This window comes from Halorarius litoreus (genome assembly GCF_024362405.1).
GTDB lineage: Archaea > Halobacteriota > Halobacteria > Halobacteriales > Haloarculaceae > Halorarius > Halorarius litoreus.
The window spans coordinates 1,986,406-2,002,515 of sequence record NZ_CP101454.1 but is presented as its reverse complement, the minus strand read 5'-3'; the positions used below and the strand labels follow the sequence as shown (position 1 = coordinate 2,002,515).

Sequence of the window (16,110 nt, the reverse complement as noted above, 5' to 3'; positions counted from 1 at the left end):
GACCGTCAGGAGCGGACGGTTCGACGGCGCGACGCGTTCCGAGTCGACGGTCGGACTCCACGGTTGCCTGGTGCTGTCGCTCCTGGTGTGTTGGTGAGTTCGCGACGACACGCACCGCGTCGCTGGGTGCCTTGCGTCGCTCAGAAGGGTCGATTCACTCGCGCGACCGTAGCTCCTCGGGGAGTTCACGGCGCTCGCGACCCCACATCACGTAGTGGGTGACCGCGAGCGCGGCGAACGCGATGCCGACGGCGATACCGACGGCGATATCCGAAACCCCGCCGAGCGGCGGCAGGTCGAACGCCGCCAGGGCGAGTGCGGTGAAGCTCAGCACCGAGAGGCCGAGGTAGTACCACTGCCACTGGCGCTCGTCGCCGGCGGCGGGATTGACGAACTCCTCGACCTCGGTCGCCCTGTCGGTCAGTTCGACCATGCGGGTCTCGGAGTCGTAGTTCACGATGCCGATGTCGGCGAGTTTGGGGACGTGCGTCTGATACAGTGAGACGTACACGCGTTTCTGTTGCTGGTCATCGAGCTCCTCTGGGTCGATATCGTACTCCCACGCAGCGACGTGCTTGGCGAGGTCAGTCACCTCGGCCTTACCCCCGTGCGTGCGCAGATAGTAGATCATGTATCGACGCCGTGGGCTGCTGAGGATGTCGAATATTAGGTCCTGGGATAGTCGGTCTTTTGAGGCGGCCATCAGTTAGCTTGGGCTGTGTCCGGGGCATCTCTCCGTGCTGTACGGCCGCAGTATCTCACTGTACGCCCTTCCTCGGTTTTCGTCTTTGTTACACTCACCCTATGTGATTTTCTCACAAGATAAGGCGAGAATAGCCGCCGGACCCCCGGTCGCAAGGTTTTGGTAGGCGTAGCAGTCCTATACCGCGAGCAAGAACTGCATAACAAAGCGCGGAAGGGCTTACCTCTAGCCCGATGCGATACAGCACCAGGCAGACAGTGAACAACGGGGATTCTGGCGGCGTTCTCGCCGCGACACACGCTCTGGGGGCACCCGCTCGGGGCGGGCGATGATTCCCATCGCCGACCCCGATGTGGGTGACGCCGAGATCCAGGCCGTCCGCGAGGCCATGGAGTCCGGGTCGCTCGCGTGCGGGGAGCGAGTCAAGCAGTTCCAGTCGGAGTTCGCCGCCTACTGCGGCGCCGACTACGGCGTCGCCACGACGAACGGAACGACTGCACTCCACGCGGCACTCCACGCTCTGGGTATCGGCCCGGGCGACCGTGTGGTCACGACGCCGTTCTCGTTCGTCGCCACGGCCAACGCCGTCCGGCTCGTCGGTGCCGAGCCCGTGTTCGCCGACATCGACCCCGAGACGTACAACCTCGACCCCGACGCGGTCGAGGCCATCGTGCGCGAGGGGGACGTCGACGCCATCCTCGCGGTCCACCTGTTCGGCCTCCCGGCCGACATGGGCCGGCTGGCTGAGATCGCCGACGAGTACGACCTGTGGCTCATCGAGGACGCCGCCCAGGCCCACGCCGCCGAGTTCGAGGGCCGGAAGGTGGGCTCGTTCGGTGACGCCGCGTGCTTCTCGTTTTACCCCACGAAGAACATGACGACGGGGGAGGGCGGGATGGTGCTCACGCCCCACGAGGACGTCGCCGACCGCGTCCAGCGGTTCATCGACCACGGCCGGACCCAGGGGTACGAACACGGCTCTGTCGGCCACAACTTCCGGCTGACCGACATGGCTGCGGCCATCGGGCGTGTCCAGCTCGAGCGGCTCCCCGAGTTCACGCGCGCGCGACGGGCCAACGCCGCCCGGCTGACCGAGGCGCTCGCCGACGCGCCCGTCGTGACGCCCATCGAACCCGCGGGGTACACCCACGTCTACCACCAGTACACCGTCCGGTGTGCCGACCGCGACGCGCTGCAGGCACACCTCGCCGACCACGGCGTCACCGCGGGCGTGTACTACCCGCTGACGATCCCGGACCAGCCCGCGTACGCCGGCTACGATGCCGACGTGCCGGAGGCGCGCCGGGCCGCCGAGGAGGTACTGTCGCTCCCGGTTCACCCGCACGTCAGCGCCGAGGACATCGAGACCATCACGGCCGCGTTGCGGTCGTTCTACGCCATCCCGTCATGAAACGAAACCCCATCCGCGTGGGCGTCGTCGGCGTCGGCTCCATGGGTCGACACCACGTCCGCGTCTACAGTGAACTCTCGACCGCCGACCTCGTCGGGGTCGCGGACTCGAACGAACAGCTCGCCAGCGACATCGCCGACGAGTTCGACACCACCGCGTACGCACGCGAGGACCTGTTCCAGCTCGTGGACGCCGTCTCCATCGCCGTCCCCACCCCGTACCACTACGAGGTGGCGAAGGAGGCAATCACCGCCGGGGTGAGCGTGCTCATCGAGAAGCCGTTCGTCGCCGACTACGAGGAGGGTCGTGAGCTCATCCGCCTCGCGCGCGAACACGACGTGGCGCTGCAGGTCGGACACGTCGAGCGGTTCAACCCGGCGGTCGTCGCGCTCGCGGACATCGTCCCCGATCTCGACATCATCGCCATCGAGGCCCAGCGGCTGGGGCCACCGCTCGACCGGCACATCGGCGACAGCGTCGCGCTCGACCTGATGATCCACGACATCGACATCCTGCTGTCGCTGGTCGACTCGCCGGTCGCCGACGTGCAGGCCATCGGCGCGCGCAACAACCAGTACATCGCCGCGACCATCCGCTTCGAGAACGGGGTCGTCGGCGACCTCACGGCCAGCCGGGTCACCCAGGAGAAGGTCCGGCGGCTCTCGCTGACCGCCGAACAGTGCCGGGTGAACGTCGACTACATCGACCACACGGTCGAGATTCACCGCCACTCGTTCCCCGAGTACGTCGAGACGAACGGCTCGGTCCGCTACCGCAACGAGAGCGTCATCGAGCGCCCGACCGTCGAGAACGGCGAGCCGCTCAAACACGAGCTCAAGGCGTTCGTCGCGGCCGTACGTGACGGCACGGAGCCCGTGGTGACCGGCGAGGACGGCCTCCGCGCGCTGGAGCTGGCGCGCCGCATCGACGCCATCGGCGTCGGCCGCCCGGTCCCGACCGAACTCTGAACGCTCCGCTGCCCCGGTGATCCGTCCCTGTTCGTGCTGTCCACGACCCGCGCCGACCGTGAGGTAGTGGGCCGTGAACCCGGTAGCGTACTCGTCGGGTCCGACGACAGATCGCCGTGCTCCCGACTGTCGTGTGCCGCACATGGCCAGCCGGCGCGCGACCATCCAGGCCCTGGCCGCCGGGTATATCCGGGTGACGTAATTGCTACCTACTACACCAGTATGGACACATTTACCAGAAGAAGTACGTGAATTTCCCAATCATCAAAAATAATATACAAAACCAGAGTGGCACGCAGACAGCTTCTCCCCTCCGAGATTCCCCGCTAGCAGGTATGGGCAACAAGTATAAGACGTTAGTAGTACATGTATGTCTCGCCGGATTGATACGGAATCAGACGGGGGAGAAACGAGATATACCATGAACAAATCGAACCACGAGCGCATCTCGACGCGCTCAACGGCCGTCCCGCGGGGTAGCATGTCCCACGGGGTAGGTAGGGGAATAGGGGGGAGAGTAGATGGCGACTGACGCCATCTCCTCCCACGAGGAGCTTACGGAGACCGGCGACGACCAGACTGAGTCGTCGACCGCGTCGTCCGAGGTAGCGACGGCAGAACCGGATGCCGACGACTACCCCGTCTCGCTCGACAACATCTTCGAGATACTGAAGAACCAGCGCCGTCGTCACGTTCTCTGGTATCTCGCACAGCAAGAAGGCGCCGTGTCGTTGCGTGACCTCTCGGAGTTCGTCGCTGCCGAGGAGAACGAGAAGCCGATCAGCCAGCTCTCCTCACAGGAGCGCAAGCGCGTGTACGTCGGACTCTACCAGTGCCATCTGCCGAAGATGGACGACATGGGGTTCGTGAAGTTCAACAAGGACCGCGGCTTCATCGAGCTCGGGCCGGCGGCCGTCCACGCGGAGAAGTACCTCCACGAGGACGAGCCGACGCCGAACCGCTGGCCGATGTACTACCTGTCGCTGGTCGGCGTCGGCTGGCTCCTGCTCGTCGGCAGCCTAGTCACGCCGCTCTCGGCGGGGCTCGCGGCCGGCGTGCTGCTCACGCTCCTGACCGCGTGTGCGCTGTTCCAGGCGTACACGACCCGAACGCCGGACGACGACGATGACGACGACGCGACGGTCGCGTCCGCCGTCGAGGGACGCCTGGCCGCGATCGCCGAGTAGTCCCAACTAGTCCGACCCACAGTCAGCCGTTCTTTTCACCGACTCGTCACCACACAATAGCGCGTGCTGTTCGCCTGTCCGACGGCGCCACGATGCGGCATTCGCCGCGTGCCGCCACACCGGTGAGGACGCTCCAGTCTTCGGGTTTCGTTCTCGCAGCGTAGCGGTCGCGTCCCGTTCGGGTACAGACCGCTTACGGTGGGCAGGACACTACTATCGAATGGCAACCAACTCCATAACAAAGGTTGGCTATCGGTAACTGGGTTCCGTTCGACGCATCCGCCGGAGTGCGGTCCGCGACGGGTGTCGTTTGCACGCACTATGTTCCCGACCAACACATTCAGCCGAGACGGTCGCCCGTTCCGGTCGACGTCTCGCCCCTCGCGCCGTGCCGGCCGCCCGGTACTCGCCTCCCCACGACGAGCACAGCGGTCCCGCCCCCACCCGACGGAGGTCGGGCGCTGATGTGCGGCATCACCGGCTGTGTCGGCCAGACCGATGCAGCTGCCGACATCATGAGGGGGCTCCAGAACCTCGAGTACCGGGGGTACGATTCGGCGGGCCTCGCAGTCCGCAACGGGGCGGGCATCGAAGTGTTCAAACAGAGCGGCGAGGTCGGTAACCTCCGCAAACACGTCGGGGGACGTGCGCCGCTCGGCCACATCGCCATCGGCCACACCCGGTGGTCGACGCACGGCCCGCCGACGGACGCGAACGCCCACCCGCACGTCGACTGCACGGGGACCGTCGCGGTCGTCCACAACGGTATCATCAACAACTACGACAGCCTCCGCGAGCGACTCCGCACCGCGGGCCACGTCTTCACGAGCGACACCGACACCGAGGTCGTCCCGCACCTCATCGAGCGGTATCTGAGCAAGGGGCACTCGCCGGAGACCGCGTTCCGCCGCGCGCTGGACGAGCTAGAGGGGAGCTACGCGCTCGCGGTGCTCATCGGCAAGGAGGACACACTCTACGCCGCCCGGTCGGGCTCGCCGCTCGTCCTCGGTATCGGTGAGTCGGTCACGTACCTCGCGAGCGACGTGCCCGCGTTCCTCGAGTTCACCGACCAGGTCGTCTACCTCGACGACGGCGACGTCGCCATCATCCAGCCCGACGACTACCGGCTGACCGACCGGGAGGGCACTCCCGTGTCGCGCCCGGTCCGCACCGTCGACTGGGTCCCCGAAGACGCCGAGAAAGGCGGCTACGACCACTTCATGCTCAAGGAGATCCACGAGCAGCCGATGACGCTCCGCCAGACCGTTCGGGGCCGGGTCGTCGACGGCCACGCGAAGCTCGACGACCTCTCCGACGACGCGCTCGCCGGTATCGAGAGCGTCCATCTCGTCGGCTGCGGCACCTCGTATCACGCCTCGCTGTCGGGCGTCGCCCAGCTCAACGCGCTCGGCGTGCCAGCACAGGCCGCGCTCGCCAGCGAGTACGCGACGAACCCGCTGCCCATCGACGACCACACGCTCGTCGTCGGCGTCACCCAGAGCGGCGAGACCGCGGACACCCTCGCCGCGCTCCGGGTGGCGAAGGCCGCGGGCGCGAGGACGCTCGCGTTCACGAACGTCATCGGGTCGACCGCCGCACGGGAGTGCGACGAGGCGCTGTTCATCCGCGCCGGCCCCGAGATCGGGGTGGCGGCGACCAAGACGTTCTCCTCGCAGGTCGCCGCCCTCTGGCTGCTCGCCGACCGCATCTCGGGCGGCAAGAGTGACCCGAAGCTCATGGCCGCGGTCGACGACCTCCCGGCGCTGGTCGAGCGGGTCATCGCGCGGTCGAACGCGAAGGCCGTCGTCGAGGCGTTCTGCCCCAACGACGCCTACTTCTTCATCGGCCGGCACCACTGCTACCCGGTCGCCCTCGAGGGGGCGCTGAAGTTCAAGGAGATCACCTACGAGCACGCCGAGGGGTTCGCCGGCGGCGAACTCAAACACGGCCCGCTCGCGCTCGTCACCGAGGACACACCGGTGTTCGCCGTGTTCTCCGGCGACGAGGCGACCGACGAGAAGCTGCTCGGCAACGTCGAGGAGGTGCAGGCGCGCGGCGCTCCCGTCATCGCGGTCGCCCCCGAGCGAGCCACGGCCGTCGCCGAGACGGCCGACGTCGTGTTGACGGTCCCCGACACCCACCCGGTCGTCACGCCCGTGCTGGCGAACGTCCAGCTACAGCTGGTGGCGTACTACGCGGCGGTCGCGCTCGACCGAGCCATCGACAAGCCGCGGAACCTCGCGAAGTCCGTGACTGTCGAGTAGTTCGAGTAGCGCCGTCGCTTTTTGCGTTCTGTCGGTTTCCCAGCGAGAAGTCGCAGCCGGGACTGTCCAACCCTGGTTACTGTTCCATCGCCGTCGCCCCGAACAGCGCCGCGAGCCCCTCGTCGAGCGCGACGGTCGGCTCGTAGCCGAGCACGTCGCGCGCCAGCGAGATGTCCGCGGAGCTGTGCCGGATGTCGCCCGGCCGCGGGTCGGTGTAGGTAATCTCGACCCGTCGGTCCGCGTAGTCGCTGATGAGCGCGGCGAGCTCGCCGACGGTCGTCGTCTCGCCCGTCCCGATGTTGTAGGCGCGACCCGTCGCGTCCGTCGTGGCGGCGAGCAGGTTCGCCTGCACCACGTCGGAGACGTGGACGAAATCGCGGGTCTGCTCGCCGTCGCCCTCGATGACCAGCGGTTTGCCGTGACGCGCGCGGTCGGCGAACGTCGCCACCACGCCCCCGTCGGCACCCGCACGCTGTCGCGGGCCGTAGATGTTGAAGTAGCGGAGCGTCACGGTCTCCAGCCCGTAGGTGTCGGCGTACACCCGCGCGTAGTGGTCGGCCGCGAGCTTCGAGACGCCGTACGGGGACGAGGGCGTGGTCGGCTCGGCCTCGGTGACGGGGACCGTCTCGGGCGCGCCGTAGACGGCGGCGCTCGAAGCGACCACGACCCGGGCGTCCTGTCTGCGGGCCGCTTCGAGTACGGCGAGGGTCCCCGTCGCGTTCACCGCGTGATAGCGGTCAGGCATGGCGATGGACTCGGCGACCGAGACGGCAGCAGCGAGGTGAAACACCACGTCGACGCCGTCCATCGCGGCGTCGAGCGCCGCCGTGTCGAGGATATCCGCCTCGCGGAACCGCACGCCGCTCGGCACCTGGCCGCGGCGTCCGGTCGAGAGGTCGTCCAGGATGCGGACGTTGTTGTCCTCGGCGAGGGCGTCGACGAGGTGGCTCCCGACGAAGCCCGCACCGCCGGTGACGAGGACGGTGCGGCCGTAGAGTCCGGTCATCTGTCCCCCCGTGGGACGTACTCGCGGCTAGCGTGGCTGATTCGGCTCCGGTCGACAGGGGTCGGCACGTGCATGGAACGGGTCACCGAGCGCGACGAAACGCTCACGACCCGTGGTTCCCTACGGAGAGCATTGTTATGCGGAACCTGTCGCTCCCAATCGGCCCCACATCCGGCGCGGAACCGCGTGACATCGACGGCCCCGTGCGGCCAGCCCATCGGGTGTGGCCACGGAAGAAAGCGGAGAATAACAAAACGCACGCCAGCAGTCCCGGCAGCCAGATGAGTGTGTACAGCGCGGCTCACCCCGTGCGGGGGAGCTGACGCGTGTGGCCGTGGGAACACCTCGCGTTCGGGTACCTGCTCTACTCGCTTCTGTGGCGGGTGTATCGGGGTGAGGGACCCACCGAGGGCGCAGCGCTCCTGCTGGTGGTCGGCACGCAGGTCCCGGACCTCGTCGACAAACCGCTCTCGTGGGAGTTCGGCGTGTTCCCGACCGGCCACGCCCTCGGCCACTCGGTGCTCGTCGCCGTCCCGCTCGCGGTCCTCGTGCTCGCCGTCGCCCGCCGGTACGGCCGGCTCGACCTCGGGAGCGCGTTCGTCGTCGGGCAGCTCTCGCACATCCTCGGGGACGTCATCGACCCCCTCCGGGCCGGGAGCGACATCGCGGTCGGCCGGGCCCTCTGGCCGGTCGTGACCGGCACCCCCTACGACGTCGACTACGGCATCTCGCGCGGGTTCGTCTACCTCGCGGAGTTCGCCGCCGAGGTCGCGACGCAGGACCCTGCATCCCTGTTGCTTTACCTTACGTTCCCGCTGCTCGGCGGCCTGTTGTGGCTGGCTGACGGCGCACCGGGTCCCCGGGGAGCCTACCGGCTCCTTGCGGCTGGAATCCGCCGACAGCCCCCAGAGCGAACCGGGGATTAAGCGGATATCTACCGTTCGTACCCGGCGAGTAGGCGATTAATTACTAATCAGTTCTGAGGACCCTATTCGGGCTGAAATGGGTGAAATCGCCGACCAGTCGCTCCGCGACGTCGAGTACACACACCGCTGGTACCGCGTGTTCCTCGAGCGGCTCCAGTCGGACGGCTACCGGTTCCGTTCGTTCGACGACCGGCTGACCGACGGTGACCTCGTGGCGCGCCACGACGTGGACCTCTCGGTCGGTGCGGCCGTCGAGATGGCGCACATCGAGGCGGACCTCGGTGTCCAGTCGACGTACTTCCTGCTCGTCTCCTCGCCGCTCTACAACGTGTTCGAACGAGAGACGCGCGAACAGATCGCCGAACTCGAGGCGCTGGGCCACGACGTGGGAGTCCACTTTAGCACCCACACGTACTGGCCGGCCGACGAACAACCGAGCGACAGCGACCTCCTGCGAGCGGTCCGCCGCGAACAGGCGGCGCTCGCCGCGGTCGCCAACGCCCCCATCGAGACGATATCGTTCCACATTCCACCCGCGTGGGTACTCGACCGCGAGTTCCCGGGACTGCAGCACACCTACGAGCCGCAGTTCTTCAGCGAGATCGACTACGTCGCCGACTCCTCACAGCGCTGGCGCGACCAGCACCCGCTGGCCGACGAGCTCGGCGCCCACGTCCAGCTGCTGACGCACCCGGGGCTGTGGGGGGAGACGGACGCACCGTTCGCCGCCCGCATCGAACAGGCCATCGCGGCCGCGTGCCGTGACATCGGGGATCTGACGCGCCGTGAGTTCTGCGTCGAGGGGCCGGTGGCGGTCGCGACCACAGCCGAGGTGTCGGAGGAGAGCGATGTATAGAGGCGCGACCGTCGGCGTCGTCGTCCCGGCGTACAACGAGGAGGGGTTCGTCGGGCGCGTCATCGACACGCTCCCGGAGTTCGTCGACCGCGCGTACGTCGTCGACGACGGCTCGACCGACGACACCTGGGCCGAGATACAGCGCCACGCCGAGGCGAAGAACGAGGGCCACGACGGCCCGTTCGATGATCTCGTCGTCCCCATCCAGCACCCCGAGAACCGGGGCGTCGGCGGCGCCATCAAGACCGGCTACCTCCGCGCGCGCGACGAGCAACTCGACGTGACCGCCGTCCTGGGCGGCGACGCCCAGATGGACCCCGAAGAGCTCACCCGCTACCTCGACCCCATCGTCGAGGGCGTCGCCGACTACGCGAAAGGCAACCGGTTCTACGCGCCCGAGGCGTACGCGGCGATGCCACGCTTCCGACTCGCGGGCAACGTCGTCCTCTCGTATCTCACCAAGATCGCCAGCGGCTACTGGACGACGATGGACTCCCAGAACGGCTACGCGGCCATCTCGCTCGCGGCGCTCGAACGAACGGACATCGAGGGGATGTACGAGTACTACGGCTACTGCAACGACCTCCTCGTGCGCTTGAACGTCGCGAACGTCCGGGTCGCCGACGTGCCGCGCCACTCGGAGTTCGCGTACGCCGACGGCTGGAAGAGCCACATCAGCTACACGGAGTACATCCCGCGCGTCTCCGTGATGCTGTTCCGGGGGTTCCTCTGGCGGCTCAAGCACAAGTACCTCCTGAACGACTACAACCCGCTCGCCACCCTCTACCTGTTCGGGCTTGGGCTGTTCGGCGCCAGCGGGCTCGGCCTGCTCGCCTCCCTCCGCAAGCGCGGCGGCCACGGGGGCTGGCTGGCGGGCCTGCTCGTGAGCCTCGTGACGCTGCTGTACGCGACGATGCTCGACCGCGAGGACAACGAACACCTCGAACTGCAGGTCCCGCCGGCCGAATTCGCGTCCGACACCCCCGACGCCGACCCGTCGGGCAACGGCGCCTCGCAGGCGACCACCGAGCCGCGCAGGCACAGCGACACGACCGCCACTCTCGAGGACTGACCATGTCACACACCACACCCACCCACAGACACGGCAACGACAACCAGATAACCGTCCTGATGACGGGCGCTGGCGCCCCCGGCGCCTCCGGCATCATCCGGAGCCTGCGGGCCAACGGCGAACGCGACATCCGTATCGTCGGCACGGACGTCAACCCCGACGCCTACGGCTTCGCGCTCCTCGACGGCGGCTACACCGTCCCGCGAGGCACCGACGACGGCTACATCGACCGGATGGTCGAAATCGCGGCCGAGGTCCAGCCCGACGTGATCCTCCCGCTGACGACCGCCGAACTCCAGCCGCTCGCCGAGCACAAGGCCGCCTTCGACGCCACGGTGATGGTCTCTGACCCCACCGCGCTCGAACTCGCGAACGACAAGGGGAAGCTCTACGAGTTCCTCGCCGACCACGGCTTCGCGTCGGCGCCGCGGTTCCAGCGGGTGACGAGCATCGACGAGTTCGTCGAGACCGTCGAGGCGTTCGGCTACCCCGAGGAGCCGGTCTGCTTCAAGCGACCGGTCGCCAGCGGGATGCGGGGCTTCCGCGTCCTCGACGAACGCACCGACCGCCTCACCCAGCTCCTCTCCGAAAAGCCGATGAACGCCGTCACCACGCTCGACGAGGTCCGGCCCGTGCTCGCGGGCGCCGACCCGTTCCCCGACCTCGTCGTCATGGAGTACCTCCCCGGCGTGGAGTACAGCGTCGACGTGCTCGCGACGGGCGACGACGTCCACGTGGTCGTTCCACGCTCGCGCAGCCGAACGCGCGCCGGTATCTCCTTCGAGGGCACCGTCGAGGAGGACGCCGAACTCATCCGCGAGGCCACCGACATCTGCCGGGCACTCGGCGTCGAGTACAACCTCAACCTCCAGTTCAAGTACGACGCCGAGGGGACGCCGAGGATCATCGAGATCAACCCCCGGGTGTCGGGGACCATCATCATGTGCGTCGGCGCGGGCGCGAACCTCCCGTACCTGGGCGTGAAACACGCGCTCGGCGAGGACCTGCCACCCGTCGACGTGCAGTGGGGGACCCGGATGGTCCGCCACTGGGACGAACTGTTCCACAGCCCGGACGGCGAGACGTTCCGCGTCGACGCCGAGACCGCGGGGCCGTGGTCGCTCGCATGAGACGCACGGGCATCGAGGCGATCTGTTTCGACCTCGATGACACGCTCTACCCGTACGCCGCGTACGCCCGGACGGGGCTCGCCGCGGCGGCCGATCACCTGCAGGCGGTGACCGGCGAGTCGCTGCACGACGAGCTGTTCGCGCTCTACTTCGACGAGGGGGTGACGACCGGGACCTTCGACACGCTGCTCGCGCGCCACGGCCTCGACCCGGCGCTCGCCGCCGACCTCGTCGACGCGTACCACGCGGCCACCGAGCCGCTCGACCCCTATCCGGAGACCCCGGCGGTGCTCGCGGCGCTCGGTCGCACCTACGCGCTCGGCCTCGTCACCGACGGCCGCGGCGGCCACGGGAAACTCGACCGGCTGGGGCTCACCCCCGTGTTCGACGCGGTGGTCGTCTCGCCGACGTTCGGGAGTTCGAAACACGAGCACGAGCCGTTCGAGCGCGTGCTCGACGGGCTCGGCGTCGCCCCGGAGCGCGTCGTCTACGTCGGCGACGACCCGCGGGTCGACTTCCGCGTCCCGAACGACCTCGGCATGGCGACCGTCCGGATGCGCCGGGGACGGTACGTCGACCTCGAACCCGATGACTCGGCGGCCGCACCGGACGCAGAGATCCGACGGCTCGACGCCCTACTGGGTCTGCTCCGCCGCCACCACTCTCCCGTGACGGGGTAGTAGTCTCATAACAAAGCCGACGAACGCTGGTAGACCACACGAATGAGTCTGATATCGACGGTCCCGGCGTCTCGCCAGCGCCGGAACCGACAGCTCGGGAAGGTGGTGCTCATCGTCGGGTTCCTGGCGTTCCTCTTCGGGGTGTCGGAAGCGTACCGAAACCCGGCGACCGGCTACGAACTCTCCATCCTCAGCGCCACGCCGACGGCGTTCTGGGTGAGCATCTGGCTCGCGCTCCTCGTCGGGCTCGTCGTCGCCGCGACGCAGGGAGCGAGTCGACTCCGCCTCGGCGCGCTCGTCCTCGCGGGGCTCTCGGGACTGGCGGTCGCCGGCCTCCCGCTCCTGCGGGGGTACCACTTCTACGGCGGGGGTGACTCGCTGAGTCACCTCGGGTTCGCCCGCGCGTTCATCTCGGGCGTCGAGACGCCGCTGAACCTGCTGCACCCGGGGACGCACCTCGTCGCCATCCTGCTCGAATCGGCGAGCGGTGGCAGCCTCGAGTGGGCGTTCATGCTGATGGTCGTCGCGTTCTTCCTCGCGTTCCTCGTGTTCGTGCCGATGACCGTCCGGGCCATCACCGGCAACCCGGTCGGCATCGTCGTCGGGCTGTTCGCCGCGGTGTTGCTGCTGCCGATCAACAACGTCAGCGTCCACCCGGTCCCCCACCCGACCAGCCAGGCCATCCTGTTTCTCCCCTTTATCCTCTATCTGGTGGTCAGCTACGTCACGTCATCGAGGGGGGGCCGCTCCCTCCGGTCGCCCATCCCCGTCGGGGGAGTGCTCGCACTCGCCTCCGTGGCGATCGTCCTCCTGCACCCCCAGCAGGCGGCCAACGTCATCCTGGTGTTCGGGACGGTCGTGGTCCTCCAGTTCCTCGCGCGGCGGCTCCGCGATGGCCACCCGTTCGCGAGCCAGCGGAGCCTCGCCGTCCAGACCGTGTTCCTGCTCGGCCTGTTCATGTTCTGGGCACCCCGGAGTACCCGGACGACGAACACGGTGAACTCGCTCATCGAGCGGCTCGTCGGCGGGGCAGCCATCGGCGACGAAGTGACTGGGCGCGGCACCTCGCTCGCCCAGCTCGGCGGGAGCTTCGAGGAGCTGTTCCTCAAGCTGTTCCTCGCGATGGTCGTCTTCGGCGCCATCGCGGGCGTGTTCGTCCTGCTGAGCCTGAGCGGGCGGTTCGAAGATCGGCTCCCCGAGCGCAACGCCTTCGTCAAGTACTTCGGCCTCTCGATGGCGCCGGTGGCCGGCGTCATGCTCATCTACTTCCTCGCGAGCGCCACGACCCAGCACTTCCGCTACTTCGGGTTCCTGATGGCGGTCGCGACGGTGCTCGGGGCAGCCGCGCTCACGGTCGCTACCGAGATCGACTGGCAGTCGACCCGCACGGTCGTGCAGGTCGCAGTGGTGGTTCTGTTCCTCGTGTTGACGCCGCTGACGATGGTCGCGCTTCACCCGTCGCCATACATGTATCAGGACTCCGCACAGGTGTCTGAAGCGCAGATGAACGGTTTCGCGACCTCCTTCGAGGTCCGTGACGAGACCATCCCGTACGCCGGCATCCGCGGTGGCCCACAGCGGTACGTCCACGCACTGCTCTACGCGGACGGTATCCGGGCGGCCAACGACTTCCCCGGCATTCGCTCGGGCGTCCCGGAGGAGTCGTTCAGCAACGGGACGCTGATGGCCGTCTACGACGACCCACGGTACGTCGCCGTGACCGAGAGCGACCGGAAGCGCGAGGTCGGGCTGTACCAGGGGTTCCGCTACAGCCAGCAGGGCTTCCAGGCGATGCAGACGACGCCCGGCATCGACCGCGTCGTCAGCAACGGTGAGTTCGACCTGTACCTGCTTCGCGGCGAGACGGCCTGAGCGGTAACGACGGCCTACCGCTCGCTCGCCATCGGACATACGCTGCATAACAAATCCCCGGTCGTGTGTGGTGACGCACAACCGGAATGGATCAAACTACCACAGCCCCCGAGAGAGCGTTCGTCCTTGGCCTCGACGGCATCCCCTGGGACAGCATCGAGCGCTGGGCCGAGAGCGGCGACCTCCCCCACTTCGCGGAACTGATGGCCGAGGGGGCCGCCGGGACGCTCCGCAGCACCGTCCCCCCGACGACGCCGCTCGCGTGGCCCTCCATCGCGACCGGGACGTGGCCGGCGAAACACGGCATCTACGGCTTCCAGCACGCCTCGCGCGACTACAGCAAGCGGATGATTACGAGCGACGACATCCACCAGCCCGAGCTCTGGGACGTCGTCACGCCGGCGCTCGTCGGAAACGTCCCGATGACGTATCCAGCCGACGCCATCGACGGGATGATGGTCACCGGGATGATGAGCCCGAGCATCAACGAGCGGTTCACCCACCCGCCGGCGTTCCGCGACGAGCTGGTCGAGACCATCCCCGACTACAAGATCGGCCTCCAGTGGAGCGAGTATCGCGGCCGCGAAGCCGAGTTCCTGCCCGCACTCACCTCGCTCGTCGACGCCCGCCGAAAGCTGATGCGCCGGTTCATGGCCGAGGAGGACTGGCGGCTGTTCTTCTTCGTCTACACGGCGCCCGACCGCCTCCAGCACCTCATCTGGGACGACGAGGTCCGGCTCGAGCACTACCAGCTCCTCGACGACATCCTCGGCGAGGTGATGGCGTACACCGACGAGCACGACGCACTGCTGTTCGTGGTGTCGGACCACGGCTTCGGGCCCATCACGAAACACGTCTACCTCAACCGCATCCTCGAGGAGTCGGGCCACCAGTTCCGCAGCGAACAGACCGGAACCCGCGGGCTGTTACAGCGGCTGCACGTCGACAAGTCGGCCGTGAAGTCGGCGCTCGGGCGCGTCGGCATCACCGATCGGATGCTCGATAAGTACCTCCCGAAGAGCGTGGTCGATACCGTCGCCCGACAGGTCCCGGGCGAACACCACCTGTACGACATCGACCACGACCGAACCGAGGCGTTCGCGCTCGGCTCGGGCGCGGTGTACATCAACAGCCGAGCCCGGTTCAGCAGCGGCATCATCGACCCGCAGGACCTGCCCGAGGTGAAACGCGAGGTGATGCGCGCGCTCGCGGAGGTCGTCGACCCCGACACCGGCGACGCCGTGTTGAAGGTGTACGACGGCGAGGAGCTCTATCCGGACGACCCGCAGGCGCCGGACATCGTCGTCTCGACGGTCGACGGCTACGAGAAGGCCGTCTCGCTGTCGGACCGGGTGTTCGTCCCGTCGGCCGACCTCGGCGTCGCCGCCACCCACCGGAGCGAGGGCATCTTCCTCGCCCGCGGCGGCCCCATCCAGGCCGGGAGCGAACCCGTCGGCGCGACGGTCGTCGACGTGGCGCCGACGCTACTCCACTGTCTCGGCCTCCCCGTCGGCGAGACGATGGACGGCCGAGTGCTCACCGAGATCCTGCATCCGGACTCCGATGCGGCGCGTGCCACTGTCACCACGGCCCAGTACGCCGAGGCGGAAGACGGCCTCGCTGCCCCCGACGAGGAGGACTACAGCGACGTCGAAGAGCGACTCCGCGGACTCGGCTACATGGAGTAGCCGAGGACGAACCGACGACGGAACGAACACGACCGGAACCGAACCCCGGTGACGTGCCGGGACTACAGACCGAAGCCGTCCTCCGCGACCTCGCCGCCCCCGACGAGGCGAGGGCAAGGCAAACGGGGCGCCATCGCTCCTCCAGATCGCAGCTATGTACGATTCCTACGGCTACGAGCTACTTCATCTTGCGAATTCGTCACTTCCCGTCCAGAAACTGTTGGAGCGTTGAGCCCGATCGCGCACGCCCTCGGCTATCGTGCGAACCCTGTCGGCGACCGGGATACGTATCGGCAGTAGCGAGCCGGAGATGGCCGAGCGAGCGGGTCGGTCTGCCGCAGTGTAAC

General features: G+C 67.8%; 13 protein-coding genes. 11 read left to right on the top strand and 2 right to left on the bottom strand.

What is annotated here, in order from left to right:
* Positions 1-154: 154 nt before the first annotated feature.
* On the bottom strand, positions 155-703 hold the full coding sequence (locus NL126_RS10245; RefSeq protein ID WP_434084142.1) for a DUF7344 domain-containing protein: 549 nt from the start codon (positions 701-703) through the stop codon (positions 155-157).
* A 328-nt stretch (positions 704-1,031) separates the two neighbouring features.
* On the opposite strand from NL126_RS10245, the gene NL126_RS10240 reads away from it, so the two are divergent.
* From NL126_RS10240 to glmS, 4 genes are all read left to right on the top strand, one after another.
* The gene (locus NL126_RS10240) at positions 1,032-2,114 is read left to right on the top strand and encodes a DegT/DnrJ/EryC1/StrS family aminotransferase (RefSeq protein ID WP_255198822.1); all 1,083 of its coding nucleotides are present in this window, start codon (positions 1,032-1,034) and stop codon (positions 2,112-2,114) included.
* A complete protein-coding gene (locus tag NL126_RS10235; protein WP_255198821.1) occupies positions 2,111-3,082 on the top strand; it encodes a Gfo/Idh/MocA family protein in 972 nt (323 codons plus the stop codon). Before NL126_RS10240 ends, NL126_RS10235 begins: the two co-directional genes overlap by 4 nt.
* Before the next feature lie 521 nt (positions 3,083-3,603).
* The gene (locus NL126_RS10230) at positions 3,604-4,269 is read left to right on the top strand and encodes a DUF7344 domain-containing protein (RefSeq protein ID WP_255198820.1); all 666 of its coding nucleotides are present in this window, start codon (positions 3,604-3,606) and stop codon (positions 4,267-4,269) included.
* A gap of 464 nt (positions 4,270-4,733) precedes the next feature.
* The gene (gene glmS / locus NL126_RS10225; protein WP_255198819.1) at positions 4,734-6,533 is read left to right on the top strand and encodes a glutamine--fructose-6-phosphate transaminase (isomerizing); all 1,800 of its coding nucleotides are present in this window, start codon (positions 4,734-4,736) and stop codon (positions 6,531-6,533) included.
* 76 nt (positions 6,534-6,609) lie between these two features.
* On the opposite strand, the gene NL126_RS10220 is transcribed toward glmS, so the two are convergent.
* A complete protein-coding gene (locus NL126_RS10220) occupies positions 6,610-7,539 on the bottom strand; it encodes an NAD-dependent epimerase/dehydratase family protein (protein WP_255198818.1) in 930 nt (309 codons plus the stop codon).
* A gap of 326 nt (positions 7,540-7,865) precedes the next feature.
* Between NL126_RS10220 and NL126_RS10215 the strand changes: the two genes are divergently transcribed.
* The 7 genes from NL126_RS10215 (at position 7,866) to NL126_RS10185 (ending at position 15,763) form a co-directional block, all read left to right on the top strand.
* Positions 7,866-8,465, top strand: coding sequence for a metal-dependent hydrolase (locus NL126_RS10215; RefSeq protein WP_255198817.1), 600 nt, complete (start codon positions 7,866-7,868; stop codon positions 8,463-8,465).
* Positions 8,466-8,541: 76 nt separating this feature from the next.
* A complete protein-coding gene (locus NL126_RS10210) occupies positions 8,542-9,321 on the top strand; it encodes a polysaccharide deacetylase family protein (protein ID WP_255198816.1) in 780 nt (259 codons plus the stop codon).
* Complete coding sequence (locus NL126_RS10205) at positions 9,314-10,393, top strand: glycosyltransferase family 2 protein (RefSeq protein ID WP_255198815.1); 1,080 nt, start codon at positions 9,314-9,316, stop codon at positions 10,391-10,393. The genes NL126_RS10210 and NL126_RS10205 overlap by 8 nt, the downstream gene beginning before the upstream one ends.
* A gap of 2 nt (positions 10,394-10,395) precedes the next feature.
* Entirely contained in the window at positions 10,396-11,523 is a 1,128-nt protein-coding gene (locus NL126_RS10200; protein ID WP_255198814.1) for an ATP-grasp domain-containing protein, read from the top strand.
* On the top strand, positions 11,520-12,203 hold the full coding sequence (locus NL126_RS10195) for an HAD family hydrolase (RefSeq protein WP_255198813.1): 684 nt from the start codon (positions 11,520-11,522) through the stop codon (positions 12,201-12,203). The genes NL126_RS10200 and NL126_RS10195 overlap by 4 nt, the downstream gene beginning before the upstream one ends.
* A 42-nt stretch (positions 12,204-12,245) precedes the next feature.
* The gene (locus NL126_RS10190) at positions 12,246-14,075 is read left to right on the top strand and encodes a hypothetical protein (RefSeq protein WP_255198812.1); all 1,830 of its coding nucleotides are present in this window, start codon (positions 12,246-12,248) and stop codon (positions 14,073-14,075) included.
* 86 nt (positions 14,076-14,161) lie between these two features.
* On the top strand, positions 14,162-15,763 hold the full coding sequence (locus NL126_RS10185) for an alkaline phosphatase family protein (RefSeq protein WP_255198811.1): 1,602 nt from the start codon (positions 14,162-14,164) through the stop codon (positions 15,761-15,763).
* Positions 15,764-16,110: the final 347 nt, after the last annotated feature.